This window comes from Bradyrhizobium sp. WYCCWR 13022 (assembly GCF_030435535.1).
Lineage (GTDB): Bacteria > Pseudomonadota > Alphaproteobacteria > Rhizobiales > Xanthobacteraceae > Bradyrhizobium.
Genome location: NZ_JAUIZJ010000002.1, coordinates 871,678 through 897,445, shown reverse-complemented (window position 1 = coordinate 897,445; position 25,768 = coordinate 871,678). Strand labels below are relative to the sequence as shown.

29 protein-coding genes are annotated in these 25,768 nt (G+C 65.3%); 8 read left to right on the top strand and 21 right to left on the bottom strand.

Features of this window, described 5'->3' with window-relative positions; translation table 11 throughout:
• The first annotated feature begins 109 nt into the window (after positions 1 to 109).
• Both QY049_RS05455 and gmk read left to right on the top strand, forming a co-directional pair.
• Positions 110 to 997 carry a YicC/YloC family endoribonuclease gene (locus tag QY049_RS05455; protein WP_194476288.1) on the top strand — a complete coding sequence of 296 codons (888 nt, stop codon included), beginning with the start codon at positions 110 to 112 and terminating at the stop codon, positions 995 to 997.
• 3 nt (positions 998 to 1,000) lie between these two features.
• Complete coding sequence (gmk, locus tag QY049_RS05450; RefSeq protein ID WP_301269169.1) at positions 1,001 to 1,660, top strand: guanylate kinase; 660 nt, start codon at positions 1,001 to 1,003, stop codon at positions 1,658 to 1,660.
• Here gmk and QY049_RS05445 read toward each other — a convergent pair.
• The 17 genes from QY049_RS05445 to lptF form a co-directional block, all read right to left on the bottom strand.
• A complete protein-coding gene (locus QY049_RS05445) occupies positions 1,593 to 2,855 on the bottom strand; it encodes a hypothetical protein (RefSeq protein ID WP_301269168.1) in 1,263 nt (420 codons plus the stop codon). The genes gmk and QY049_RS05445 overlap by 68 nt on opposite strands.
• 152 nt (positions 2,856 to 3,007) lie before the next feature.
• Positions 3,008 to 3,517, bottom strand: coding sequence for a hypothetical protein (locus tag QY049_RS05440; protein ID WP_301269167.1), 510 nt, complete (start codon positions 3,515 to 3,517; stop codon positions 3,008 to 3,010).
• A gap of 36 nt (positions 3,518 to 3,553) precedes the next feature.
• A complete protein-coding gene (locus QY049_RS05435) occupies positions 3,554 to 4,897 on the bottom strand; it encodes a caspase family protein (RefSeq protein WP_301269166.1) in 1,344 nt (447 codons plus the stop codon).
• 764 nt (positions 4,898 to 5,661) lie between these two features.
• Positions 5,662 to 5,868 carry a hypothetical protein gene (locus tag QY049_RS05430; protein WP_301269165.1) on the bottom strand — a complete coding sequence of 69 codons (207 nt, stop codon included), beginning with the start codon at positions 5,866 to 5,868 and terminating at the stop codon, positions 5,662 to 5,664.
• Positions 5,868 to 6,044, bottom strand: a complete 177-nt coding sequence (locus QY049_RS05425) for a hypothetical protein (protein ID WP_258767117.1) — start codon at positions 6,042 to 6,044, stop codon at positions 5,868 to 5,870. Before QY049_RS05425 ends, QY049_RS05430 begins: the two co-directional genes overlap by 1 nt.
• A 35-nt stretch (positions 6,045 to 6,079) precedes the next feature.
• Positions 6,080 to 6,271, bottom strand: coding sequence for a hypothetical protein (locus QY049_RS05420; protein ID WP_301269164.1), 192 nt, complete (start codon positions 6,269 to 6,271; stop codon positions 6,080 to 6,082).
• 101 nt (positions 6,272 to 6,372) lie between these two features.
• Positions 6,373 to 6,792 carry a phosphonate metabolism protein PhnM gene (locus QY049_RS05415; RefSeq protein WP_301269163.1) on the bottom strand — a complete coding sequence of 140 codons (420 nt, stop codon included), beginning with the start codon at positions 6,790 to 6,792 and terminating at the stop codon, positions 6,373 to 6,375.
• A gap of 230 nt (positions 6,793 to 7,022) precedes the next feature.
• The gene (locus QY049_RS05410) at positions 7,023 to 7,274 is read right to left on the bottom strand and encodes a tRNA 5-methylaminomethyl-2-thiouridine synthase (protein WP_258761979.1); all 252 of its coding nucleotides are present in this window, start codon (positions 7,272 to 7,274) and stop codon (positions 7,023 to 7,025) included.
• 21 nt (positions 7,275 to 7,295) lie between these two features.
• Positions 7,296 to 8,000, bottom strand: a complete 705-nt coding sequence (locus QY049_RS05405) for a Crp/Fnr family transcriptional regulator (RefSeq protein WP_301269162.1) — start codon at positions 7,998 to 8,000, stop codon at positions 7,296 to 7,298.
• Positions 8,001 to 8,134: 134 nt separating this feature from the next.
• Positions 8,135 to 8,362 (bottom strand): hypothetical protein, encoded by a 228-nt coding sequence (locus QY049_RS05400; protein ID WP_258761977.1) that lies wholly within the window; start codon positions 8,360 to 8,362, stop codon positions 8,135 to 8,137.
• A 74-nt stretch (positions 8,363 to 8,436) separates the two neighbouring features.
• Positions 8,437 to 9,495, bottom strand: a complete 1,059-nt coding sequence (locus QY049_RS05395; RefSeq protein WP_301269161.1) for an alcohol dehydrogenase — start codon at positions 9,493 to 9,495, stop codon at positions 8,437 to 8,439.
• A gap of 25 nt (positions 9,496 to 9,520) precedes the next feature.
• Positions 9,521 to 10,375: a 16S rRNA (adenine(1518)-N(6)/adenine(1519)-N(6))-dimethyltransferase RsmA gene (gene rsmA / locus QY049_RS05390; RefSeq protein WP_258761975.1), complete on the bottom strand. Its 855-nt coding sequence runs from the start codon at positions 10,373 to 10,375 to the stop codon at positions 9,521 to 9,523.
• Positions 10,375 to 11,388 (bottom strand): 4-hydroxythreonine-4-phosphate dehydrogenase PdxA, encoded by a 1,014-nt coding sequence (gene pdxA / locus QY049_RS05385; RefSeq protein WP_194476276.1) that lies wholly within the window; start codon positions 11,386 to 11,388, stop codon positions 10,375 to 10,377. The genes rsmA and pdxA overlap by 1 nt, the downstream gene beginning before the upstream one ends.
• A complete protein-coding gene (locus tag QY049_RS05380; protein WP_301269160.1) occupies positions 11,388 to 12,320 on the bottom strand; it encodes a SurA N-terminal domain-containing protein in 933 nt (310 codons plus the stop codon). The genes pdxA and QY049_RS05380 overlap by 1 nt, the downstream gene beginning before the upstream one ends.
• 69 nt (positions 12,321 to 12,389) lie before the next feature.
• Entirely contained in the window at positions 12,390 to 14,750 is a 2,361-nt protein-coding gene (locus tag QY049_RS05375) for an LPS-assembly protein LptD (RefSeq protein ID WP_301269267.1), read from the bottom strand.
• A gap of 125 nt (positions 14,751 to 14,875) precedes the next feature.
• Positions 14,876 to 15,973: an LPS export ABC transporter permease LptG gene (gene lptG / locus QY049_RS05370; protein ID WP_194476273.1), complete on the bottom strand. Its 1,098-nt coding sequence runs from the start codon at positions 15,971 to 15,973 to the stop codon at positions 14,876 to 14,878.
• On the bottom strand, positions 15,970 to 17,139 hold the full coding sequence (lptF, locus tag QY049_RS05365) for an LPS export ABC transporter permease LptF (protein ID WP_194476272.1): 1,170 nt from the start codon (positions 17,137 to 17,139) through the stop codon (positions 15,970 to 15,972). The genes lptG and lptF overlap by 4 nt, the downstream gene beginning before the upstream one ends.
• A 338-nt stretch (positions 17,140 to 17,477) precedes the next feature.
• Between lptF and QY049_RS05360 the strand changes: the two genes are divergently transcribed.
• From QY049_RS05360 to QY049_RS05350, 3 genes are all read left to right on the top strand, one after another.
• On the top strand, positions 17,478 to 18,977 hold the full coding sequence (locus tag QY049_RS05360; RefSeq protein ID WP_301269159.1) for a leucyl aminopeptidase: 1,500 nt from the start codon (positions 17,478 to 17,480) through the stop codon (positions 18,975 to 18,977).
• A gap of 6 nt (positions 18,978 to 18,983) precedes the next feature.
• The gene (locus QY049_RS05355; protein WP_258761969.1) at positions 18,984 to 19,436 is read left to right on the top strand and encodes a DNA polymerase III subunit chi; all 453 of its coding nucleotides are present in this window, start codon (positions 18,984 to 18,986) and stop codon (positions 19,434 to 19,436) included.
• 166 nt (positions 19,437 to 19,602) lie between these two features.
• Complete coding sequence (locus QY049_RS05350) at positions 19,603 to 20,103, top strand: hypothetical protein (RefSeq protein ID WP_258766978.1); 501 nt, start codon at positions 19,603 to 19,605, stop codon at positions 20,101 to 20,103.
• A 31-nt stretch (positions 20,104 to 20,134) separates the two neighbouring features.
• Here QY049_RS05350 and QY049_RS05345 read toward each other — a convergent pair whose 3' ends face one another.
• A complete protein-coding gene (locus QY049_RS05345; protein WP_301269158.1) occupies positions 20,135 to 20,923 on the bottom strand; it encodes a class I SAM-dependent methyltransferase in 789 nt (262 codons plus the stop codon).
• 85 nt (positions 20,924 to 21,008) lie between these two features.
• On the opposite strand from QY049_RS05345, the gene QY049_RS05340 reads away from it, so the two are divergent.
• Positions 21,009 to 21,551, top strand: coding sequence for an ABC transporter substrate binding protein (locus tag QY049_RS05340; protein WP_301269157.1), 543 nt, complete (start codon positions 21,009 to 21,011; stop codon positions 21,549 to 21,551).
• 6 nt (positions 21,552 to 21,557) lie between these two features.
• On the opposite strand, the gene QY049_RS05335 is transcribed toward QY049_RS05340, so the two are convergent.
• The 3 genes from QY049_RS05335 to QY049_RS05325 form a co-directional block, all read right to left on the bottom strand.
• Complete coding sequence (locus QY049_RS05335) at positions 21,558 to 23,420, bottom strand: ABC-F family ATP-binding cassette domain-containing protein (protein ID WP_301269156.1); 1,863 nt, start codon at positions 23,418 to 23,420, stop codon at positions 21,558 to 21,560.
• Positions 23,421 to 23,476: 56 nt separating this feature from the next.
• On the bottom strand, positions 23,477 to 23,650 hold the full coding sequence (locus QY049_RS05330) for a hypothetical protein (RefSeq protein ID WP_194476266.1): 174 nt from the start codon (positions 23,648 to 23,650) through the stop codon (positions 23,477 to 23,479).
• Between the two features lie 212 nt (positions 23,651 to 23,862).
• On the bottom strand, positions 23,863 to 24,123 hold the full coding sequence (locus QY049_RS05325) for a sulfur globule protein precursor (protein WP_194476265.1): 261 nt from the start codon (positions 24,121 to 24,123) through the stop codon (positions 23,863 to 23,865).
• 319 nt (positions 24,124 to 24,442) lie between these two features.
• On the opposite strand from QY049_RS05325, the gene ndk reads away from it, so the two are divergent.
• Entirely contained in the window at positions 24,443 to 24,865 is a 423-nt protein-coding gene (ndk, locus tag QY049_RS05320) for a nucleoside-diphosphate kinase (RefSeq protein ID WP_018645406.1), read from the top strand.
• A 42-nt stretch (positions 24,866 to 24,907) separates the two neighbouring features.
• Positions 24,908 to 25,768, top strand: a complete 861-nt coding sequence (locus QY049_RS05315) for a TerC family protein (RefSeq protein WP_258761965.1) — start codon at positions 24,908 to 24,910, stop codon at positions 25,766 to 25,768.

Here is a 25,768-nt window from a genome sequence, read left to right as displayed (position 1 = left end):
CGCAGACCTGCCTGCGGACTTTGCGGATTCCACTTTCCTGCAAAATAGTCTTAAGTTTCGCGTGGCCTGATGGCCTTGCGAATCCCATGATGTCGGAGAACTTGACCTGATGGCGCTGTCGTCCATGACCGGCTTTGCCCGAAGCCACGGCGCAAGCGGGCCGTATACGTTCGAATGGGAATTGAAGTCGGTCAACGCCAAGGGCTTTGACCTCAGGGTGCGGCTGCCGCAAGGGTTCGACGAGCTCGAGGCCTACGCCAAGAAGCGCGCGGGCGAGCTTTTGTCGCGCGGCACCGTCTACGCCAATCTCAACGTCAAGCGCGCCAACGCGGCCGCCACCGTCCGCGTCAATGAGGACGTTCTCAACGCGGTGCTGAAGGCGGCCGCCGTAATCTCCGGCAAGATCGACGCCGTCGCGCCGAGCATCGACGGCCTGCTCGCCATCAAGGGCGTCGTCGAGGTTGCCGAGCCCGAGGGCGACGAAGAGGAGGACAAGGCCGCGCGCGCTGCCGCAGCGGAGGCTTTCGACAAGGCGCTCGACGAACTCGTGGCGATGCGCAAGCGCGAGGGCTCCTCGCTCGGCCAGATACTGACCCAGCGGGTCGACGAGATCGAGCAGCTCGCCAAGAAGGCGGAAGGCTCGCCGGGCCGCAGGCCGGAGGCGATCAAGGCGAAGCTCGCCGAGCAGATCGCAGCGTTGCTGGACACGTCGGACCGTTTCGATTCCGACCGTCTGATGCAGGAGGCGATCCTGATCGCCACCAAGGCCGACATCCGCGAGGAGCTCGACCGCATCGCCTCGCACGTCGCACAGGCGCGCGAACTGATCGGCAAGGGCGGCCCGATCGGCCGAAAGCTAGATTTCCTGGCGCAGGAGTTTCACCGTGAGGTCAACACCTGCTGCTCGAAGTCGAACGACATCGAGCTGACCAATACCGGGCTCGCCATGAAGAACGTGGTCGAGCAATTCCGCGAGCAGGTCCAGAATCTGGAGTGATCGATGACGACGAGCGGTCACGGAACTGACGGTGTCGAGCGGCGCGGACTGATGTTCGTACTGTCCTCGCCATCGGGCGCGGGCAAGACGACGCTGTCGCGGATGTTGATCGACCGCATGCCGGGCCTTCGCATGTCGGTGTCGGCGACCACGCGCGCGATGCGGCCCGGCGAGGTCGATGGCCGCGACTATCTGTTCGTCGACAAGGCCAGGTTCGACGCGATGGTGAAGGGTGACGAGCTGCTGGAATGGGCGACCGTATTCGACAACAGCTACGGTACGCCGCGCGCGCCGGTCGAGGCCGCGCTGTCGGCCGGGCAGGACGTGCTGTTCGACATCGACTGGCAGGGCACGCAGCAGCTCCGCGAGAAGGCCCGCGCCGACGTCGTCAGCGTCTTCATCCTGCCGCCCTCGGCCGCCGATCTCGAGAAGCGACTGCATTCACGCGCGCAGGATTCCGACGAGGTCATCCGCAAGCGCATGAGCCGCGCCAGCCACGAGATGAGCCATTGGGCCGAGTACGACTACATCGTCATCAACCACAATGTCGATGATGCCTTCGCGGAGGTCCAGTCGATCCTGAAGGCCGAGCGCCTCAAGCGCGAGCGGCGGACCGGCCTCGTGAGCTTCGTGCGAGGGCTGCAAGGTCAGCTTCAAGGCTAGCGTCGAAGCTCGGCTGCGTCAGCCGCGGCCCTTCGGCCGCGAGCCGTTCCAGCATCGCCGTGATGATGTCGATGTCGATCGCATTGTCGTTGCGCGCGGGCCCCTCATGCGAATCTGCGTCGCGGACGTGCTCTTGATGCGCGTCCTCATCGTGATCGGCCGTCTCTTCGTGATGAGCCGCGGCCGCGAGTTGAGGCGCTGGCGCCTCGATCTCGAATTCGCCCTCGAAATAGTCGATCTCGGTCTCGTCAGGTTCTTCCACCGTAACCTCGGCGGCGGGACGGCCTTGCGCTGCGATCCGGCCGATCGCGTCGCTGAAAGCGGCGATCTGACGGGCTTGCGGACGCACGGCGTCGAAGTCGATCGGAAGCGGCCGCTCGACGCGCGGCGCCGGAACGGGCTCGCCGTGCCACGGTGCGCGGCTGTCATCGTAATCTTGCCTGGTGTCCCAGTTGACGCGGCGATCGGCTGTCTGCATGCGCGCGCGTCCGCCCGCGAAGCGGTAGATCAGGCTGGCGAGGACGCCGGCGAGCGCTAGCGCGCCGACGACGACGAGCAGAAGCATCTGGAGCGAACCGGTCGACTTCTCGGCAGGCGCGTCGGCTGCGGCGAGCGCCACCGGGGCAGGGGATGCGGCCGGCGTTGCGCTCGTCTCGGTTGACGGTGCTGCAGGTGCATCGGTCGTTGCAGGCGACGGCTGCGGTGCGGGTGAGGCGGCGGCCGGTGCAGCGTCGGGCCAACGTGTGGCGACGGCCGGCTGTTGCGGATCGCCGTTCGCAGCGGGCGCAGGCTGAGTGACCGGAACTGCGGTCGCGGCCGTGGGCGCTGCCTGCGGGGCGGCGCTCTGCGGCGCGACGTATTCGGCGTGCGCATTCTGCACCGATTGCGGCGGCGGTGAATCCGGCTGCGCCGTGCTGCTCGCCATCTGCGCGGTCGTGGCAGCCTTGGCGGGTTCCTTGACGCCTTCAGCGCGCAGATACCAGCATTGCCGCTTCGTCCCGCGCTCCACGCGATAGTGCCAGTGTTGTCCCTGCGGCGCGCCGCCCTTCGGCGAGGTGAGACAGTCGCTCGCGGGATTCACCGTGCTGGCAGCGCCGGGTGCAACCGGCGCGTTCTGCGAGACGGCAGCCAGGGGTACGCCGGCGATGATGCTGCCGATCAATGCAGATGTGAACTTTGCGGTGCGGTTGCCCATCCTGGTCTCCCGATTACGCATGACGCAACTCGTTACCTTCCCCTTCTCAGCAAAGAGTTGGGTGGCAATGAGCCGCAAATCCGGAGAGGATGTGGCTTGAATCGGGCCTGCGGGGCGGTCGTTCCGCCGCGAATGAGGCAATTTCGAGCGCGTTACTGCTTGCTCGCGGTCCAGGTTCCCGAGCAGCCGTCGGAGCGGCGGAACGTGCCGGACCCGCTGCGCCCGGACAGGCGGCCGGCGCCGGTATAGGTGATGCCGCCATCACCCTGTCCGAACGTGTGCACCGAGCCGTTTGCGCTGACCGTCCCACTGACGCCTTGGCCGATCACGCGGCCGGAGGTCACGACGGTCGCGCCACTGGACGTGCCGCCGCAGCCGACGCTGGTGACGGCCCAGGCACCGTCGAAACTGCCGCCGCCACCACTTCCGCCGCCGCGCCGTGCCGACGAGCGTTGTTCGTCCGTGGCCGGCTTGCTCCGGCGCGCCGATGGCGCGGGTTCTGCGGAACGGCCTGAAGAACCATCCTGGCGCGAGCCGGACAGCGATTTTTCGTCATTGCCGATCGAGCCGCCGGCGCTGCCGGATTGCGCGAAGGCCGATGGCGAGACGAGTGTGAGGAGAAGCGAGGCGAGGGCAAAATGGCGGCTTGAGGTGTTCGACATGAGCCAGAAATCCATCATGAAAAATCAGCGGCAAAATCAACGACCAGAGCCGTCGGCACAGACGGCTCCAATAATGCGGCAAGCTTTGCCGGCCTTGCCGCAATCGTCAAGCGCGGCATCCTTCGCGCGCTGCACGCTGTCGCGCTGGACCAGCGACCAGGATTTGTCCGAGATTGCGAACGCGCCGCAGCTTCTGCCGTAGAACGAGAGTTCGATCGCGCATTTGGCGCCTCCGCAATTGCCGCGCGCATCCGCGACCGCCGCGCGCCGTGAGGCATGGTTCCACGAGATGCCCCATTTGCTGCTGTCGGGGCCGTAGACGATCGAGCCCCAGGGCTTGAGGTCCTCCATCTTGCGCATCCGCAGCAGCAGGCCCTCGGTCGCTTCACCCGTTGGCGCCAGGGAAATCCGTTGCTGAAGCTTCGTGATCGCGCGCGTGAGCCCGTCGGGCGTATCAGGATCGAAATTGAGCTCGTAGAGCCGCTCGCTCAATTCGCTGAGCAGCGCGGCATCGCGCAGCGGCACTCGGTCAGGATCGGCACGCAGGCGATCCGCCGGCAGCGGATCGGGCTGCATCGCCGCGACCTGCGGCGGCGCGGCTTGCGTCGGGGGTACGAAGTAGAATGTGCCGTCGATCGGCGAGGACGACACCCATGGTTGCTGTGCGCCCGAGGTGGCGCGCTTCACGCCGAGGCCGACCTGGTTGAAGGTCTGGAAGACGTCGAGGCCCGCGGTGCGGATCGTCGCCGCGAGCGCCTTGGTGTAGGGGCTGTGGCCGTCGCTGCCATCCTGCGCGACGTTGCCCGGTTGCGTCGCGTAGGAAATCAGCGTGCCCTCGGGCGCACGCATCTGCGCGAGGCCGCCGTCGGAGGAGCGCAGGCCGCGCGAACCGAACGGGTTGTTGCGGCAGGCATCGAGGATGACGAGGTTGAGCCGCGTGCCCGAACCCTGCATTTGGCGCAGCACGAGATTGACGTCGGTCATCTGGAAATCGACGTCGGCTTCGCGCGTTGGATTGGCGCCGACAGGTACCAGATAGTTCGAGCCCGCCACCTGCACACCGTGACCGGCATAATAGAACAGCGCGACGTCGGCGCCCTGCACCTGCCGGCCGAAGCTTTGTACCGCAATGTCCATCGCGGCCTTGTCGAGATCGAGCTGTGCGCCGCCGCCGACCAGTACGAAGCCGAGCGAGCCGAGCGTCTGCGCCATCAGGCTGGCGTCCTTGGCGGGATTGTCGAGCGGCGTGATGTTCTTGTAGGCGGAGTTGCCAACCACCAGCGCAATGCGCTTCTCGGCCGCCGCCGGCTGCACGACGTTGAGCGTGGCGACGACGAACGCCGCCAGCATCAGGACGCGATCGAAAATCCTCGCGCGCATCAAAATTCCCCAAATAATGGCGCCAATCTACCAGCTGGATGCACGGCCGAAAAGCGGTGCGGCACTTTGGCTGGATGGCCGGAACGAGCCCGCCATGACGACGTCTCGCGATCGGAGAGGCGCACAGTTTCGCGTTCCCGCGACAGGTTTGTCCGGGCCTTGCTGCCGTTCATCGCCCTATGAAAGCCAGAGGGCGCAGGGAAGGCCGGGCGCCGGCGGCACCCGCAAGTCCGTGCGCTCCAGGAAATGCACACGGGGTGGACCACAGGTTGGCCGAACGCCCGGCCTTCCCTGCGCGGATGGTTTTAACGGTGTCCTTCGCGCTCTCCTCGGGGAGCGATGCACTATTGCCCCCGTCGCTTTGCAGATGGCTGACGCGCGCACCCGGTCGGGCCGCCACATCACCGCAAGGCTTGACGCACAGGCTCCGGGCGCCAGGACCACACGACTTCTCCGTCCGCGGACGGTTTCGCCTGATCGTTCGGGGCTTGCGTGTGCTCACCCGGACCGCCGACGAACCCGCTGTGACCGCGCCGTGTCGTGCCGCGTTGCGTGACGTCTCACGGTTGCCCGCCCTGTCATCGCGCAATCGCGCCGGCGCTACCGCGTCCACCGCAACCCGGCCCGCATCTCGTGACGATCGCGAAGCGCCCCTTTGGCAAGGGCCGGGATGGGGGCGCTTATGCCATAAATCCGAAATTCTGGAAAGAAGAATATTTTTGCGCGAAGGGGTTGACGGTGTTTTGGTGTTTTGCCCGGTGCCCTTATCTCTGCTCGCCGGTCTGGATGAAGGCCTGGCATGTGCTGGCAAGGCAGATCGCGGTGGGAGCGGGCAGGCGCAGCCGACGATGATCGCGAGGTAGCGGATCGCGATGGTGGCGGGCCTTGCTGGGGATGACGGATCGGTCATGCAGGAGAACAAGAATGCGCCGGACGGCGCGCGTCACCCCGTCACGCACGCGCAGGAGCATCACTTGCCTGCGCAGCAATCGACCAGCAAGCGCCAGATGCGCTGGATCTCGATGGACCTCTGCATCTCGAGCACGTGGTTCTCGCTGGCATGGGGGGAGGGAGCTGCGGCGTGGAGTTCGCGCGGTGCGATCCAGCGTTCCGAGATCGGATCGTACCATTTGCTGGGCGTCACCAAGTTCGTATCTCCTCTTCATCCCCCTGGTTCTGCGCCTATCCCGTGCGCCGGTTGCTGGTGTTTTGGGTGAGGTTGCCGTGGGCGGCCTGCTCACGGATGTTCTGTTTCTCGTCGTCGCGATGGCCTTTGGTCGTATCGATGGGAACAGTCGGCGTGCTGCCGGCGCCTTTGTGGCTTTGGTTCTGATCGGGCACAGGCTGCACGATCTTTGTCAGCGGCTTCGTCATATCGCTCAGACTCCGTCGTTGCCTCGACGAAGGGTCAACGCGGTGGACGCGCAGGGCGTTCCAAGATCGGGTCTGACGTAATTGCGGCGATGCGAAGCGCGCTAGTGCTTCGCGCCGTCGTGGCTGCCGGATGACGAGCGGTCGGAGACGGGCTCGTTCTCCCGGGCGCGGAGCTCGCTCAAGGCCGTCTCGAGGGGGTGTCCGTCGCCGCCCGCAGCCCCGGCAGGTGGTCGTGGCTTGCGGTATTTCCGGATCATCTGCTTGATGTCGTCGACGGCCTCCAGCAAGGGCGGCGTCAGCGAGAGCACCGTCCCCATCGCAATGGCGATGATGGTGTGGCGCAGCGAGACCTTCTCGTCTTCATCATAGGCGTAGACATTCCGGCCGATCCGGACAGGCGCGAGCCCGCTCCCGGATCGCGTCTGATCCGCTTTCCGCGGCTTGCGCGGCGGAATCATGATCACGACGAAGAGCACGTTGATCAGGAGCCAGATGCCCAGGATGATGAGAACAGTCCGCATCGATAAACCAAAGGTTAAGAAATGTGCTGGTGATTCAAGTGGATATTGAACGGCCGTTCGCGCGCCAATGCAAGTCGTGCTTTCGACGAGACCCGAGTTTCAGCGCGAGCTGCTATCGGAATTCGGCAGGAATGGATGCCAAAGGACGCGTGCACCGGCTCCATCCCAGGAACCGAAACGAGGGTTCGGCTTGGACCGATTCTGCCTCCCGGTGCCGAGATCTGCCCGCTCTACCGAAACCGCCGCGTCACCATCGCCAGTACGAAGACCGGTTCGGTACCGTCGAACACGCTGAGCGTCCAGCTGTCGCCGGGACGCAGCGCATGCTCGACGTCGCGGGAGAGGCGGAGCGCTTCGCGCCAGGCAGCCTCATCGTCGGGGAGCGATTCGCCTGTCGTGTCGGTGTGAGGCTGCTGCCCCTCGAAATGGAAAAAGTACCGCCGCATGTCGGGCAATGCGGGCGAGGTCGATATGTTCCGCATTCGCGCGGATCGGCCGCGCCGTCAGCGCGCGCCCAGCACTCTGCCGAAATGCCGTTTGACGGCGCGGTTGCAGGCGCAGGCGCTGGCGGAAAGCGCTGATGCGTCGAGGATCAGGATGGCACCGCGACGCGTTGCAAGGATGCGCCTTGCCTTCAGCATCTGGATGACGCGGCTGGCATAGCTGCGGGAGACGCCGAGCATGCCGGCGAGCTGCTCATGGGTGAGGGGGATTTCGTCGCCGCCGATGTGCTCCTGCGCCGCGATGATCCATTTCGCTGCGCGCTGCTCGATCGAATGCGCGGCATTGCATGCTGCGGTCTGGAGCAGCTGAGTGAGCTGACAGGTGGCGTAGCGTGCGAACAGGTCCTGGAGGGTCGCCGATCTCTGCTGCGCCTGTTCGAGCGCGCGCAACGGCAGGCGTAGCACCGTGCCGCCCACCTTCGCGACGATGCGTGCATAGGCCAGCGACGGGCCGCGGCCGAAGGGAAGACCAACCGCCCCCTCGCGACCGACCAGCAGGCTTTCGACCTCGCGATCATCTTCGACCGGGACCGCGAACGATACGAAGGCGGGGCCACAAGGGAAATGAACAACGGCGATGCTGTCACCGGCATGATGCAGGATGTGGTTCGCAGCGAGGTCGATCGATTGCAAATGAGGGGCGAGCAGCTCGAAATCCTGGTTGCTGAGCCTCTGGAGGAGTTCGTTATCGGGCCGGCGGATCACGCGTGTTTCTCTTACCTGCCGGGAATCGGCAACCGACGAGACCCTACGTTTCCGCGCAGGAACAGACGGTTCCAAAGTGCACACAAGGCTTGCGGAAAATCGAAAAAGATCAGCGCCGAACGCGAGGGAGCCCTCTAGCCGCGGCGCGCCTCGCGCGCGGATGACAGCCGGCTCGCATGCCGGTAGGCGTCGATCGCCCTGTTGGCGAGCATCAGCGGCCGGCGCTCGCCGGTTTTGAGCTGTGCCTCGATCGCATCGAGAATGATGTTTGCGGAGATGTCGGGCGCGCCCAGCTCGCCGGTCTTCTCGAGGAAGCTCCAGGCGATGAAGAATGCGCTCTCGACCGTGCAGCGAATGGACATGCGCTGCCAACGCAGTGCGGCCGCAGCCGTTCCGTAAGCGGCGGCAAGACCATTGTCCCGCCGCCGATCAAAACTCAGTTCTTCAGCACGATGCGGCCGACCACCTTGCCGGCGCGCAGCTCGTCGATCCATTTCTGGACATCGCCCATCGGCTCTTCGCGCATCGGCGTCGGCTTGATCTTGCCGGCGCGGGCGAGCGCCATGAGCTCGTGGGCTTCTGCCAGCGTGCCGACCATGAAGCCTTCGACGGTGAGGCGCTTGTAGACCCACTGCACCATCGGCAGCGTGAACTGTCCGCCCATCAGGCCGGAGACCACGACCTTGCCGCCGCGCGCGGCGACGGCGACGGCAAACGCCATCGACTTCTCGTTGCCGGCGAAATCCACCACCTCGTCGAAGCCGCCGTCGGTCTCCTTCAGGATGCGCTTGATCACGTCGGGCTCGGACGGATCGTAGGCGACGGCTGCGCCGTTCTTGAGCGCGGTATCGCGCGCGGCCGGCGAGAGATCGGCGACCGTGATCGGCTGCTTGAACATCGCCTGCGCGAACGACAGGCCCATCATGCCGACGCCGCCGAGACCGACCAGCAGCAGGTTGCGCTGGCGCGGACGATCGACCAGGCGCTTGAGAGCGCCATAGGCGGTGACGCCGGAGCACATCAGCGTCGCGGCCTGGTTGACGGGCAGCGGATCGTAATCGAGCAGATATTTCGCGTCGGGCACCAGCACGTGGGTGGCGAAGCCGCCGTCGATGGAGACGCCGAGGAAGCGCTGCTTGACGCAAAGGTTCTCGTCGCCGTTCTTGCAGTCGCGGCACTGGCCGCAACCGATCCAGGGAAACACCGCCTTCTTGGATCCGACCAGGCTCGCCGGCACGTCGGGGCCCACTTCGTCGACGACGCCGGCGATCTCGTGGCCGAGCGTGAAGGGCAGCGTCATGCCGCGCGTGGTGTCGAGTTTCTTGCCGCCGCCGAGATCGGCATAGCCGTCCTGGATGTGCAGGTCGGAATGGCACAGCCCGCAGCGCTCGATGCGCACCAGCACCTCGGCGCCCTGCGGTTTTGGTGTGTCGACGATGGTCTCGCACAGCGGCGCATCGAACTTGACCAGGGACTGCCGACGCATCAACGCCATTTTCTTTCCTCCGGAATATGAATTGTCACGCTTCGTTGCGTATATCGGCCAATTCACGCGCCATGGCAACAAAGCCCGAGATGGGAATGGTCTCGGCGCGCCGCGTCGCATCGACGCCTGCGGCGGCGGCAAGTCGCACGGGGTCCGCTTGAAGCGATTTCAGGCTCTGGCGCAGCATTTTCCGGCGCTGGCCGAAGGCAGCGGCCGCGACCTGTTCGAGCAGCTTGCGATCGCAGGGCAGCGGCTCCGCGCGCGGCACCAGGCGCACGACGGACGACGTGACTTTCGGCGGCGGCACGAAGGCGGACGGCGAAATGTCGAACAGGATTTTCGTCTCCGCGCGCCAGTTGGCGAGCACGCCGAGACGGCCATAGGCCTCCTCGTCCTCGCGCGCGACGATGCGCTCGCCGACCTCGCGCTGAAACATCAGCACCATCATGTCGTACCAGGGCGGCCAGGGCTCCACGGTGAGCCAGTTGATCAGGAGCTGGGTCGCGATGTTGTAGGGCAGGTTGGCGACGATCTTGGCGCGCTCGCCCGCGAGCAGCGGACGCGGATCGAAGGTCATGGCATCGCCATGCACGATCTCGAGCCGGTCGGGGTAGCGCGCTGAGATGTCTTTCAACGCCGGGATCGCGCGCTCGTCATGCTCGATCGCGATGACGCGTTTGGCGCCGAGCGCGAGCAGCGCGCGGGTCAGTCCACCGGGGCCGGGGCCGATCTCGACGATGACGCTGTCTTCGAGCGGCGCTGCCGCACGCGCGATGCGCGCGGTGAGATTGAGATCGAGCAGAAAGTTCTGGCCTAGCGATTTGCGGGCCGACAGCGCGTGCTGGCGAATGACCTCGCGAAGCGGCGGGAGGTCGTCGATCGCGCCCATCAGCTGTTTGCAGCCGCCATGCGGCTCGCCAGCTTGAGCGCAGCAACAAGGCTCGCCGGATTGGCCTTGCCGGTGCCGGCGATGTCGAAGGCGGTGCCGTGATCGGGCGAGGTGCGGATGAAGGGCAGGCCGAGCGTGACGTTGACGGCATCGTCGAACGCGACCGTCTTGATCGGAATCAGCGCCTGGTCGTGGTACATGCAAACCGCGCAGTCGTAGGTTTGCCGCGCGGCTTCGTGGAACATGGTGTCGGCGGGCAGCGGCCCCCTGGCGTCGATGCCGTCGTTGCGCAGAACCTTGAGCGCCGGCGCGATCACGGTCTGCTCCTCATGGCCGAGCGAGCCGTCTTCGCCGGCATGGGGATTGAGGCCCGATATCGCGATGCGGGGACGGGCAATGCCGAAGCGGGACGTGAGCTCGGCTGCGACGATGCGCACGGTCGAGACGATGAGGTCGCTGGTGAGTTCGGCGAGAGCATCCCGCAAGGACACGTGGATCGTCACCGGCACCACGGCGAGACGCGGCGACCACAGCATCATCACCGGCTGCGGAACGCCGGCCTGCGTGGCTGCGAGTTCGGCGAGGAATTCGGTGTGGCCGGGATGGCGGAAGCCCGCGCGGTAGAGCACGCTCTTGGCGATCGGGTTGGTGACGACGGCGCTGGCGAATCCAGCGCGCACGTCGCTGACGGCCTGGCGGATCGAGGCGAGCGCAGCCGGCGCGCTCGACGCGTCCGGCTTGCCTGACACGGCGGTCGCACGCTCCCCGGTCGCAACCACGGGCAGGGCATCGGCGAAGGCAGTTGCGGCCTCGCCCGGGCTCACCGCGGCGATCCTGATCTCGGCTTCGAGCATCCTGGCGCGCTGCGCGATCAGCGCTTCGTCGCCGAGCAGATAGAAGGCAGGCAGTCCCAACTCGCGGCGCCTGAGCCAGGCTGCGATGGTGATATCGGGGCCGATGCCGGCGGGTTCTCCGAGCGTGAGCGCGAGAGGTTTTGCGGGAGCGGTGGCCATCAGCGGTTGTGATATTCGATCATCGCCGCTTTGCGGAGATCGTCGAGATAGGCCCGCTGGGTCTTCTCGTACTTCTCCTGGTACATCTTGTCGCGAATCTCGCGCTTCTTCGGCGTATCGATCGTGGTCGGCTTGCGCGAGCAAAGCACGACCATCTCGATGCCGGACCTGGTCACTTCGGGGGCCGTGAGGTGGCCGATCGGGGTTTCGTCGAGCACCTTGCGGAGCGCTTCCGGCAGGTCGGCGGTGGTCTTGGTGACGCTGTCGCGGATGGTGGCGTTCGGGGTCGAACGGAACAGCGAATTGGCTTCGTCGCAGCTTCCGACACGCGCGCGATATTGTTCGGCTTCCTTCATCCGCGTCTCCTGGAAAGCGGCGGACGAACCGCGCGGCACGATCAGGACGATCGGCTGCATCTTGTATTCGGTGCCCTCGATCTGGAGCTTTGCATCACCGCTTTCCCGCACCTTGTCGGCGACGTCCTTCTCGCCGACGATCAGCTTCTCCTTGAAGCGGCCGCGCACGAGGCTGGTCCAGACCATCTCGGACCTCATGCGGCTCTTGAGCGTGTCGGGGCGCACGCCCTTGACCTCGAGCGACTTGGTCAGCATCTCCGGCGAGATGCGCATGCGCTGCGCCATCCCCTCGTAGGACTGGTTGATGTCGGAAGCGGTGGGTTCGACGCCGTATTTCTTGCCTTCCTTGATCTTGAGCTTGTCGTCGATCAGCGTGTTGATGACGTCCTGCCGGCTCGGAGTCTTCTGCGTCGTCAGCGTGTCGAGCTTGGTGCGCTGCTCGATGTCGAAATCGGTGATGGGATCGCCATTGACCATGACCACGATGTTCTGCGCCCGCGCCGGCGCGCCGACCAACGTCAGCACGACGACGAGGATGAGGGGGAGGAGGCGGAAGACAGGCAATCGGGTCGTCATGGTTTTCGCTCGCGTGTCAGCCGGGATGATCCCGCAACGGGGAAGAGGCGGCCGGCAATTCAGACGGGTTCACTGGATGCCGGCGGAACTGCTGGTCCCCGACGAGGTTGCCAGCGTGCGCAAGCCGATCTGGAACATGAACGCGTGGCTCAGCACGGGCGGCGTGGTGCCCGCGGAATAGCTATACGAAGTTACATAGTTCGCCGCCAGCACGAAGCAATCGTCGACATAGCCGGCGCCGAGCACATATTGGTTGATCTTGTTGGCCTCGAGGTCCCAGCGTGCCGAGCCCGTCACCACCCAGTTGGTCGCGACCTTGATCGAGCCCGAGGTCAGGATGCCCTCGCGCCTGGTCAGGTAGCCGAGTTCCGGCTGCGGCGCGTAATTGCCGTACATCATGCTGACCGACCAGCGATTGAAGTTGGCGCGGCCCTCCGCCTCGAAGCGCTGGACGTTCCAGGTCTGCTCGTCCATGCGGGAGCGAACGCTGAACGTATAGGTGCTGTTCGGCGAGTAGGCGACGCTCGCGACGTAATCGGAGCGCGGCTTGTCGAGGCCGGAATCCAGGCCCGTGTTGATCGAATCCTGGACCGCGTAGGAGTTCATGCCGAACAGCTGGTAGGACTGTCCGAACAGCACCTTGACCGCGCCGCCCTTGTCGAACTGCGTGGTAGCCTGCACGCCGACATTGGCGCGGCCGCCGCCCTCGACGCGGTCGTAGCCGGAGAACTTGTCGACGCTGAACAGGTTCGATGTGTCGAACACCATGCTCTGGGCGTCCTCGTTCGGGAACCTGCCGGCATAGGTCTCGTTCGGGCGGATGATGACCTGCGCGATCGGCTCGATGGTGGTCGAGCCCCAGGGCTGCACGTTGATGAAGGGGTAGCGATATTCGAGGCCAACGGTCGGCATCAGGCGGAGCGCCTGAGTGTTGCCCGTGGACAGGTAGTTCGACACGCCCGGCTGGTTGGAGACGTCGGCGTTGATCGCGTCGGCGCGCAGGATCGCGAACGGCGTCCAGATCTCGCCGAACGGATCGGTGTAGGACTTGCGCCACTGCGCCTCCGCCGTCAGGCGGGTGTAGGTGCCGGGGAAGCCGCGCAGCAGGCACTGTGACGGCGTGCGCGCGAGCGGATCGGCCGACGTCGTCGTGCACAGGCTGTTGGTGTTGGCGAGCGTCGTGATCGGGTCGAACACCGCGTCGTTGCGGGTCAGATTGACGAAGTTCGTCTTGTAGGAGACCTCGCCGCCGAAGATCGGATAGTTGAGCACGTTCGAGTAGTCGATGACGGGATAGACGACCGGGACCTGTTGCTGGTTGCCCGAGAAGCTCAGCCAGTACATCGTGCGCGCATCGAAGAAGCTGCGATTGCCGACGCCGGTCAGATAGAGCTGCGACAGCGCATCCGTCGGCAGGTTCAGGAACGAGCCGAGCGGATCGCGATAGGCCGACAGGCGGTAGTCCGACATGAAGTAGTAGTCGGAGAGCAGGACGCCGTCCCAGCCCCAGACCCATTTGTCGTTGAGCGCGAACTGGCCCTTGGTCTCGACGCCGCCGCGGAACTGACGGTCGCCCGGCAGGCCCGCGAACTTGTCGGGGTTGAGCTGGTCGATGCCGTAGACGCGGACCTGGTAGGCGCCGTCCATCAGGCGCTGGCGGAACTCGGCCTGGAACAGCACGCCCTGCTTGGAGGTGATGCGCGGGCTGAAGGTCGCGTCCATGTCGGGAGCGATCGCCCAGTAGAACGGGACTTCGACGCCGTAGCCGAACGCCGTGTAGGAGGTGAAGCCCGGCATCAGGAATCCGGTCTTGCGCTTCACGGTCGGATCAGGCGTCGAGAAGTAGGGCAGGTAGGCGAGCGGCACGCCGAAGAATTCGAGCTGCGCCGTCTCGAAATACAGCATCTTCTCCTGCTGGTCGTGGATGATGCGGGCACCCTTGACCTGCCAGAGCGGCGGCTTCTTCGGATCGTCCTTGCACGGCGCGCAGGCCGTGTAGACGCCGTTCTCGAACACCGTGTAATTGCCGCTGGAGCGGTCGGCGCGGGTCGCGGCCATGCGGGTCTGGTCGGCGGTGTCCACGCGCAGTGAATCGACGAAACCGTCGCGATAGTCGTCGGAGAGATCCAGGATCTCAGCGTAAGTGATCTTGCCGTCGGCATCCGTCATGCGGATGTTGCCTTCGGCATGAAGCCGCTTCGTCTTCTGGTCGTAGACGACGCGGTCGGCTTCGACGCTGGTGCCGTTGTAGAACAGCTGAACGTTGCCGACCGCGGAGACGCGCGAATTGTTGTAGTCGTAATCGACCTCGGTCGCCTGCACGAGCATCTGCCCGTCATTGGCGGCCTTCGGCGGCTTCGGACGGGGCGGCAGCGGATTGTAGGTGAAGCCCTGGGCGGCAGCGGGAGCCACCGCGGCAAGATCGATCATGCCGGCGAGCGAGGCGACGGCGATGACGGCCAGCACGAGCCTGCGAATGGACAACCGACATCCGTTCGCGCGCACGAGGGTGCGCGGCGCCCAGCCAGCCAGTTGTCCTCGGCGGACGGCCGTCACTATCCGTCCTCCTGATAAAGCAAGGCCAAAAAGCCGGTGAGGCCGCCCACCACCACGGGCAACCACGCCGCAGCGATCGGATGCATCAACTCAGCCTTGCTCAAGTCTTCAGTCACTTTCGACAGAACGTAGAGCAGAAAGCCTGCGCCCACGCCACTCAAAACCATCTTCTGTACGCCGCCCATCCGGAAGAAGCGCAGCGACACGGAAGCCGCGAGCATCACCATGGCGGCGAGCAAAAACGGCTGTGCCAGCAACTTGTGATACTGGAGTCGATATCCCGCTGTCGCGAACCCCGAGCTCTCGGACGAGCGGATGTAGCTCGGTAGTTGCCAAAAGGACACAGTCTCGGGTGTGGAAAAGCTGTTGCGAACCTGCGCCTCGGTCAGCGTCGTCGGAATTTCCAGGCTCGCCTGATCGATCGGGGGAGCGTCGAGCGAGAAGCGGCGCACGCCCTTGAACAGCCAGTGACCGGCCTCCAAGGTCGCCTCGCGCGCCTCGACCCGTTCCTTGAAGTGCTGCTCTGTATCAAACCGGAACAGCGTGAGCCCGGTGAGCCGGACGCCCTGCTGTTCGCTGCGTGCGGCGTTGATGATGGTCTGGCCGTCGCTGGTGACCTGGTTGAGCCAGAAGCCCGAGGCATCCTGGATGCCGCCGCCGGGCGCCGAGCCGAACAGCTCCGCCTCCATGCGCTTGGAGAGTTCGCGCAAATTGGCCGACATCGGATTGTAGGCGACGGTGGCGATCACGCCGATCAGAAGCGCGCTGCCGAGCGCCGGCGAGATGAATTGCCAGGCCGAGATCCCGGCGGCGCGCGCCACCACGAGTTCGAGCCGGCGGGAGAGCGCGAGATAGCAGGTCATGGCGCCGATCAGCATGCAGAACGGCGTCAGCTTCTCCAGCAGCTGCGGCACGCGGAACAGCGAGGTTTCGGCCACCATGATCGCGGAGGCGGAGGCGAGCCCTGACGTCTTGCGCACCATCTCGATGTAATCGACCAGCACCAGCAGCAGGAAAATGCTCGCGAACACGCCGAGTGCGGCAACCACGAAGCGGCCGGCAAAATAGCGTCCGAGCGTGTTGGTGAGCATGCTCATGCGGCGGCCGGCCGTCCGAACAGCCGCGCGATGCGCGCATTCGACCTGTTGACGGTTTCCATCAGACCGGGCGGCGGCTCGACCACGATGCCGCCGATGACCATCCACAACCCGACGCCGATGGCGCCTAGAACCATCACGTATTGGACCAGCACCGGCCCCGACGATTTCACGGACATGACCGAACAGGCGAAGCCCGCCATCCGCAGGCCGAACACGGCGAGGATCGACGAGCCGATCGAGAAGTTGCGGCTCTGGCGCGTGGTGCGCGGCGCGCCCAGGAAAGCGAAGGTCAGCACGGCAAAGGCGAAGGGGTAGATCGGCGCCAGCAGGCTGTCATGCAGTGCCGAGCGGAACTGCCCGGGGATCTGCTTGTAGACGGGGTCGTCCTCGGACGGCGAGAACAGCTCCCACAGATAGCGTTCGCGAATGCCGAGGGTGACGTCGTGGCCCTGGTTGCCGAACTTCGACATGTCGAAGCCGTAGCGGCCGAACGCCACCAGCGCGGGATCGCGCTTGCCGGCCTCGAAGCGCTGGAGGTTGCCGTCCTTCAGCACCAGGAACGAGCCGTTCTCGTTCTTCACGACCTCGCCCTGCTCGGCGACGATCGAGATACGCTCATTGGGATCGCGGCGGTCGTCGATGAAGATTCCGGCAAGGATGCCGCCGGGCAGCCGTTCGCGGATGCGGATCGTGAGGTTCTTGTCGAGCTGGGCGAAGCGCCCGGGCTGCAGGATGTTGGTGAGCACGTCCGCGGTGATCTCGGCGTCCCACTGCTTGATCCGGCGCATGCCGTCGGGCGCCAGATAGGCGGCGATGAAGGCGACCAGCAGCGCCACCACGCAGGTGGCGTAGAAGAACGGATAGAACAGCCGGAACGGCGAGAAGCCGGCGGCATTCATCACGATGATCTCGGAATCGGTCGCGAGCTTGTTCAGCGTGTGAGAGATCGCGATCATCAGCGCGATCGGTGAGATGATCAGCACCAGCGCCGGGATCACGAGCCCGGTGATGCCGAGGAAGGTCATGATGGTCTGACCCTGGCTCGTCATCAGGTCGATGCCGCGCAACGCCTGCGTAATCCAGATCACGCCGGTGAGGCTGACCAGGACCAGCGCAAACGACGCCAGCGTCGTGCGGAAAATATACCTGTCGATCGACCCCATGCGCTACCGCACGAATCCCACCAAGTCCCCAACGCGTTCCGGAATTCGCGCTGTCCGACCAATCCCTGACAGGGATCCCCAAGGCCGGCCAATCACCTCTTCCGGAGGCTCACTTTCTCACTACCATCCCTTTGATCCGTCAACAAAATGGCTGACCCATGGCACCCTCTCTATATGGTTAATATTTCCCTTGATGTGGCGTCGCGGTCACGGGCGCGCTTGGCATCGACCGCGCCTCTGGCCCATAGTGGGGCGAGACGAGTGAATCGCCGTTCAGCTCCGGCCTTCGGCCGCACCGGTTGATCGGCAAAAAGCCCCACGTTTTCGAGGAGTTACCCATGTCCGATGCCATCAAGGTCGGCTTTGTCCCGATGGCGCCCGCCGCCCGTGGCATTCTGGTCGTGTTCTGTGACGACGCTCTGAAGGTCGGCCCGGCGACGGCCAAGGCGCTCGGCGGGGCGAGCGAACTCGTGAAGCGGGCGGCCGCCGCCGCCTCGTTCAAGGGCAAAAGCGGCGCCGCCCTGGACATCCTCGCCCCGGAGGGGCTGAAGGCCGAGCGCCTGATCGTGATCGGGACCGGCAAGGCCTCGAGCCTGAAAGGCAACGACTTCCTCAAATTCGGCGGCATGGCCGCCAGCAAGCTCAAGCCGGGTTCCGCGGCCATGACCATCATGGCCGAAATGGCCGGCGGCGCCATGAGCACCGAGCAGGCGGTGGCGATCGCCTCGGGCCTGCGCCTGCGCGCCTACAAGTTCGACCGCTACAAGACCAAGAAGAAGGACGGCGAGGAGGGCGCGCTGCGCGCCGACATCTCGCTCGCGGTCGGCGATGTGGCCGCTGCGAAGAAGGCCTTTGCCTCCGCCGGCGCGGTGGTCGACGGCGTGGTCATCGCGCGCGATCTCGTCAATGAGCCGCCGAACGTGCTGTATCCCGAGGAGTTCGCGCGCCGCGCCAGTCAGCTGCGCAAGCTCGGCGTCAAGATCGAGGTTTTAGACGTCAAGGCGATGCAGAAGCTCGGCATGGGCGCGCTGCTCGGCGTCGGCCAGGGCTCGGCGCGGCCGAGCCGCACCGTGATCATGCGCTGGGACGGGGCTAAGAAGGGCGATGCTCCGGTCGCCTTCGTCGGCAAGGGCGTCTGCTTCGACACTGGCGGCATCTCGATCAAGCCGGCCGGCAGCATGGAGGACATGAAGGGCGACATGGGCGGCGCTGCTTGCGTCGTCGGCCTGATGCACGCGCTCGCGGCGCGCAAGGCCAAGGTCAACGTGGTCGGCGCCATCGGCCTCGTCGAGAACATGCCCGACGGCAACGCGCAGCGGCCGGGCGACATCGTCACCTCGATGTCGGGCCAGACCATCGAGATCATCAACACCGACGCGGAAGGCCGCCTCGTGCTGGCCGACGTGCTCTGGTACGTCGCCAAGAAGACCAAGCCGAAGTTCATGGTGGATCTCGCGACGCTGACAGGCGCGATCGTGGTTGCGCTCGGCACCGATCACGCCGGCATGTTCTCCAACAATGACGAACTCGCCGAGCGGCTGCTCGCGGCCGGCATCGAGAGCGGCGAGAAGGTCTGGCGCCTGCCGCTCGGTCCCGAATACGACAAGCTGATCGATTCCCAGTTCGCCGACATGAAGAACACCGGCGGCCGTCACGGCGGCTCGATCACCGCGGCGCAGTTCCTGCAGCGCTTCGTCGATGGCACGCCCTGGGCGCATCTCGACATCGCCGGCACCGCGATGGGCGCGCCCAAGACCGACATCAACCAGAGCTGGGGGTCCGGCTATGGCGTCAGGCTGCTCGACCGCCTGGTGGCCGATCACTACGAGCGCAAATGACGTGAGATGACCGAAGTCCTGTTCTACCATCTGCAAAACATGACGGTTGAGAACGTCTTGCCGCCGCTTCTCGAGAAGTCGCTCGAGCGCGGCTGGCGCGTCGTGGTGCAGTCGACCTCGCCGGAGCGCGCCGATGCACTCGACGCTCACTTGTGGACCTATCGCGACGATTCCTTCCTGCCGCACGCGACATGGCGAGTGAACGATGCGGCCGAGCAGCCGATCGTGCTGGCGATCGAGGCGGACAATCCGAACGGCGCCAATGTTCGCTTCCTGGTCGACAACGCCGCGTTGCCGGAGGACACGGAAGGTTATGAGCGGATGGTGCTGCTGTTCAACGGCGACGATCCGGACGCGCTTGCATCTGCCCGCAGCACCTGGACCGATTGCAAGGCGCGCGGATTTGAGGTCACCTATTGGCAGGCGGACGAACGGGGCCGGTGGCAGCGGCGGAATTAGCGCCCCCGCGCAATTAATGATAATTTGGACTTTCGCGGACAGACTGGTTTCGGCCACCTTCGTGCCGCAAAGTGATGTTGGGACAATCGCTTAGGGCTGCTCCTTCATGCTGGGAACCTAGTTTATCGTGCGACATCAAAAGCTTCCAAAGTCGCTCATAGTTGCGTTGGCCGCGGTCGCGCCGCTGATCGCGGGCTGCTCGGGCGGAACCGATCTGCTGGCGTCTGCCAAAGACGCCGAATGGTTCAACAAGCCGAGCCGCCTGTTCATCAAGAACATCTCGATCGAGTCGCCGCCGCTGACCCCTGACAAGCCCGTGGGGGCCGAAGACCTCGTCAGCGCCGACGGTGCTTGCCCCGGCATGGCACCGCCGCCCGGACCTGCAGACGCCAATGCGTCGACGACGGCGCCGGCGCCCGTGGGCGGCACGGTCGCACTCGGCCACACCGAATGCGACGTCGTGCGCGGCATCGGCGCACCCTCGACCGTCAATCTCTCCACTGATCCCGCCGGCCGTCGCGTCGCGGTGGTGACCTGGACCGCGGGTCCGCGTGCCGGCATCTACACCTTCACGTCAGGACGCCTGTCCGCAATCGAGGGCACGCCCGAGCCGCCGGTGGTTGCGAAGCCCGTGAAGCCGAAGGCGAAGAAGAAGGCCGCGACGTAACGCGCCGTCGGCCTTTCGCCCATCGACATCGCTATGCAGCTTTGCGACCCTTGATCGCAGTGGCCGAGGCATGAACGGTGATCGCTCCGGTCGCGCTTGCGGGCAGTCGCGCCTGAAGCCGGCTCTTGAGCTCCGCGCCCTGGCTTTCAGACAGCTTTGCGATCACGCCGCTCGGGCTGCTGACGACCATCGACAGCCAGTAGTCGTCGAAGTCGGCGAATGTCCGCTCGACGACCAACTCGCGGGTTTCGATCTCGCGCAGACCAAGCTCCGCCCAGAGTGCTTTCAGCGCCTCGAAGCGCGAGATGTCCGCGCTCGGTGGACGCGCTGCGGGAATGCCAAGGGCATCCAACTCCTCCCACAGCGGTTGCGTCGGCGTGCCGCCGCGCACAATGTCCCAAGTGTAGGATGCAACCATGCCGCCGGGCTTGGTGACGCGGACCATTTCCGAAGCACCTTTGCGCGCGTCGGGGACGAAGAACAGCACCAGTGCCATCACGGCGATGTCGAAGCGGTTGGCGTCATAGGGAAGGGCCATCGCATCGCCAATCGACAACTCGACCGGCTTTCCCGCAAACTTTCGGCGCGCCGTCGCAATCTGTGCATCGGAGGGGTCGATCGCACAAACGGAGGAAGGGGCGGATTTCGCAAGCAGGAGCTCGGTGAACGCACCATTGCCGGCGCCAACATCAACCCAGGCCTGTCCAGAGCCCGGCGTCAGCCAATCCAGGAAAAGTGTCCCCGCCGATCGGCTCCAGGGGGACATGAAGCGCTCATAGGCCGCGCCGTCGGTGAATTTGATTGGTTCGGGTGACGGCATCTGCGATTTCCCTCGAAACTGCCTATTCAAAATATTGTTCTGGCCGAAAATGTCAGGGCTTGCTTCGTAGCACGAAAGCCGCACGATGCGCGACGTGCCGCTACAAATTCCGTTGCGCGAGCTCGATCCGAAACTTGCTCGCGTTGCCATCCTGTTCAATCCGGATACCGCACCCTATGCGCCTGGCCTCATTGCCGCGGCGAGGGACGCTGCATCCGGCATCGAGGTGGTCGAGATGCGGACGCACGATGACGGCGAGACCGAGGCCCGGCTCGAAGCGTTCAGCCGTGCGGGCGACGGCAGCCTGCTCGTCATTCCAGAGCCGTTCACCAACGGGCATCGCGACCACATCGTCGCGCAATGTGCCCGCTTTCGCGTGCCGGCACTGAATTCGGTGCTGGGCGCCGTCGATGGCGGGGCGCTGATGTCATACACATTCGTCTGGGACGAGCTGGTCAGCGCACCCGTCGACTACATCGATCGCATCCTCAAGGGGGCTTCGCCGCACGATCTGCCGATCCAGGCGCCGCGGCGCTACGAGCTGGTCGTCAACCTGAAGACGGCGAAGGCGCTCGGCGTCGATGTGCCGCCCGTGCTGCTCGCGCGCGCCGATCGCGTGATCGAATAGAAAGAGCTACCCCGCCGCCTCGTCGAACTGCGCGCTCGCTTCGAGCCATTGCTCTTCCGCACGCGCCAGCGCGTCGGCCGCATTGGCGCGGGCTTTCGACAACTGCGCGGCCTGCTTTGGATCACGCGTGAAGATGTCGGGCAGGGCGAGCGCGGTGTCGATCTTGGCGATGATATCGGTGACGCGGGCGATCTCAGTCTCGGCTTCCGCGATGCGCTTTTTCAGCGAGCCGCGATTGTCCGACTTGGGACGCTGCGGCTTTTCGATCTGAGCGCTGCGCTCGCGCGGGGCGGGCTCGGCATTGCGCGAGGACAGCACCAGGCGGCGGTACTCGTCGAGGTCGCCGTCGTAATTGGTCACGGTGCGGTCGGCGACGATCCAGAGCTGGTCGGCGCAGGCCTCGATCAGATAGCGGTCGTGCGAGACCATGATGATCGCGCCGGGAAACTCGTTGATCGCTTCGGCGAGCGCTGCGCGGCTGTCGATGTCGAGATGGTTGGTCGGCTCGTCCAGGATGATCATGTTGGGGCCGAAGAAGGTCGCGAGGCCCAGCAACAGCCGCGCCTTCTCGCCGCCGGATAGTTTTCCTGCCTTGGTGTCGGCCGCCTTGCCGGAGAAGCCGATCGCGCCGGCGCGGGCGCGTACCTTGGCTTCGGGCGCATCGCCCATCAGCTTGCGGACGTGGTCGTAGGCGGAGGCGTCCTCGTTCAGCTCGTCGAGCTGGTGCTGGGCGAAATAGGCGATCGACAGCTTGTCGGCGCGCGTCACCTTGCCCGAGAAGGGCGCAAGACGGGCAGCGAGCAGCTTGACGAGGGTCGACTTGCCGTTGCCGTTGGCGCCGAGGAGCGCGATGCGGTCGTCGTTGTCGATGCGCAGCGTCACGCGGCTAAGCACGGGCGTCGCCGGATCATAGCCGACGGAGGCATTGTCGACGGCGATGATCGGCGGCGACAGCAGTTTTTCCGGCGCCGGAAAAGTGATCTCGCGCACGTCCTCCGTCACCAGCGCCGTGATCGGCTTCAGCCGCTCCAGCATCTTGACGCGAGACTGGGCCTGGCGCGCTTTCGAGGCCTTGGCCTTGAAGCGGTCGACGAAGGCCTGGAGGCGGGCGCGCTCGGCCTCCTGGCGTTTGACGGCCTTGGCATCGAGCAGCTCGCGCGCGGCGCGCTGCTCCTCGAACGAGGAATAGGTGCCCTTGTAGAGCGTGAGCTTGCCGCGCTCCAGGTGCAAAATCTGGTCGACAGAGCTGTCCAGCAGATCGCGGTCGTGGCTGATCACGATCACGGTGCGCGGATAATGCGCGAGGTGATCCTCCAGCCACAGCGTGCCTTCGAGGTCGAGATAGTTGGTGGGCTCGTCGAGCAGCAGGAGATCCGGCGCCGCGAACAGCGTTGCGGCCAGCGCGACGCGCATGCGCCAGCCGCCGGAGAATTCGGCACAGGGACGCAGCTGGTCGACGGCGGAAAAGCCGAGGCCGGAAAGGATCGCGGCTGCGCGGCTCGGCGCTGAATGCGCGTCGATGTCGACGAGGCGGGTTTGGATCTCGGCGATCCGGTGCGGGTCGGTGGCGTTCTCGGCTTCAGTGAGCAACGCCTCGCGCTCGAGGTCGGCCTTGAGCACGACCGAGATCAGGCTTTCCGGCCCGTTCGGCGCCTCCTGCGCCAGGCTGCCGACCCTCCAGCGCGGCGGCAACGTGACCGAGCCGTGCTCGGCCGAAAGCTCGCCCCGGATCACCTTGAACAGCGTCGATTTGCCGGTGCCGTTGCGTCCGACCATGCCGACGCGCGAGCCGGGCGTGATCTGCACGGAGCTATTATCGATCAGAAGACGTCCGGCAAGGCGGATGGAGAGGTCGGTGATGGAGAGCATGCGGCCTTGTCACCGCAGGCGAGATCAAACGCAACCCGTTTTTCCGTGACCCTTCGTCAGTGCGAGTCGCGGTCGCGCTGTTTCAGCTCGTTGAGGAGCCGCTCGAGATGCGTCGGGAGGCGCGGTTCGGGGCGTATGCTCTGCTGGAGCCGCTCGCCTACGGCATCGCAAATCGAGCGGCTGGTACGCCGGTCGATCTGTTCGCTGTCATTGGCAAAGAGGCCAGCCATCGCAGGGTTCCGTGTGTGCAAGGTTACGACACGGTACCAAGTCATTGGCCCCCGAAATGGTTTCGCAGGCCGCGGGGAATGGCTGGCATTCTAGTAAAAATTGTATGAATTCGTCGTATCTGCCCAAATACAAGGCCCCGGCGGGGGGAACGCCGGGGCCTCTCTTGGAAGGTACCGCAGGGGGAACGGTACCTCTGGTAATTCAGGAAGGCTCAGTAGCAGCGGTTGACCAGCCGCCAACGGGGTCCCCAGGGGGTCGGGACCAGCCGGCGCACGTAGCAGCCGCCGTAACCGTAGGCCACGGGAGCGGCGTAGACGCGCGGTCCGCCCCAGCCCCAGCCGCCGTGATGCCAGCCACCACCGCCGTGCCAGCCCCAGCCGCCGCCGTGCCAGTGAGCGGAGGCGGAGGTGGGGGCCAGTGCGGCACCCAGCGCGACCGCGGCGACTGCAGCGAGCGAAAGTTTCCTCAACATGGTGATCTCCTCAGAACTGCCGGCGCGGGGCATCGCGTCGATGGAAAGGCCGCCGAAACGGTCCGCCTCGGGGGAAGGCTTGGTTTCGATGGAGCTGACGTTACGCCGGCGAGGCTGAACCAAACCCTGACAGGGCCTTCAGATTGGGTTCATCTGGGTGAAATCGTTGTAATCCATGTTGGAATCCTGCCGGGAATTCGGGCCTCGGCCTGCGGCGAAGCAGCCTTCGGTGCGTCCCGGCACTCGCTTGCCGGATCGCCAAGGCGCCGATATAAGCCCCGCAACTCCAAACCACCTTTTTCTCTTCAAGGACAAGATCATGGCCATCGAACGCACTTTCTCGATCATCAAGCCCGACGCCACCGCGCGTAACCTGACCGGCGCCGTGAACGCCGTGATCGAGAAGGCGGGCCTGCGCATCGTCGCGCAGAAGCGCATCCGCATGACCAAGGAACAGGCCGAGACCTTCTACGCCGTCCACAAGGCGCGTCCGTTCTTCGGCGAACTGGTCGAGTTCATGACCTCCGGCCCGGTCGTGGTGCAGGTGCTGGAAGCCGAAAACGCCATCGCCAAGTACCGCGATGCGATGGGCGCGACCGATCCGTCGAAGGCGGCCGAGGGCACCATCCGCAAGCTCTACGCCAAGTCGATCGGCGAGAACTCCGCGCACGGCTCGGACGCTCCGGAAACCGCCGCGATCGAAATCGCGCAGTTCTTCTCGGGCAACGAGATCGTCGGCTGACCCAGCCGGCGAACTAATTCGACGGGGCGATAAGGACTCATTGTGAACTGGCTCTGGCAGATCTTCGATCCCGCCACGATCGGGGCATTCTTCACCCAGTTCCGCAATGAGATGGCCGAACCGACCTTCTGGATCGCGGTCGGCAAGATCATCTGGATCAACGTCCTTTTGTCCGGCGACAACGCGCTGGTCATCGCGCTTGCCTGCCGCGGCCTGAAGCCGCGGCATCGGCTGTGGGGCATGGTGCTCGGCGCGGGCGCCGCGGTGCTGCTGCGGATCGTCTTCACCGGTATCGTCGCGAGCCTGATGGCTCTGCCGTACCTCAAGCTGGCCGGCGGACTCGCGCTGATCGTGATCGCGGCCAAGCTGCTGGTGCCTGAGAACGAGGAGGAGGGCGTCGAGTCCGCCTCGCATCTGTGGCAGGCGGTGCAGATCGTCGTGGTCGCCGACATCGTCATGAGCCTCGACAACGTCATCGCGGTCGCCGCCGCCGCCAATGGCAGCGTGCCGCTGCTGGTGCTCGGCCTCGCGGTCAGCGTGCCGCTGATCGTTGCGGGCGCGGCGCTGATCATGGCGCTGCTCGCACAATTGCCGATCCTGGTTTGGGCCGGTGCGGCGCTGCTGGGCTGGATCGCCGGCGAGGTGATCGCGACCGATCCCGGCATTGCACCAAAGCTGCATGCACTCTCCGAAGGTCGGTTCGGCGTCTCGCTGGACCGGATGCTCGGCACCCTGCACGTTCCGCCGCAATTCGCCCATGGCGGCGGTGGGGCTGAATATCTTTGCGCTGTGCTCGGTATCGTCGTCGTGCTGCTGGTCGGCTCGATCTGGCGCCGCCGCAGCATGAATGCCGCCGCGCTCGAAGCCTCCAAGCAGCACGCCAAGGCGTCGGCTGAAGGCTAG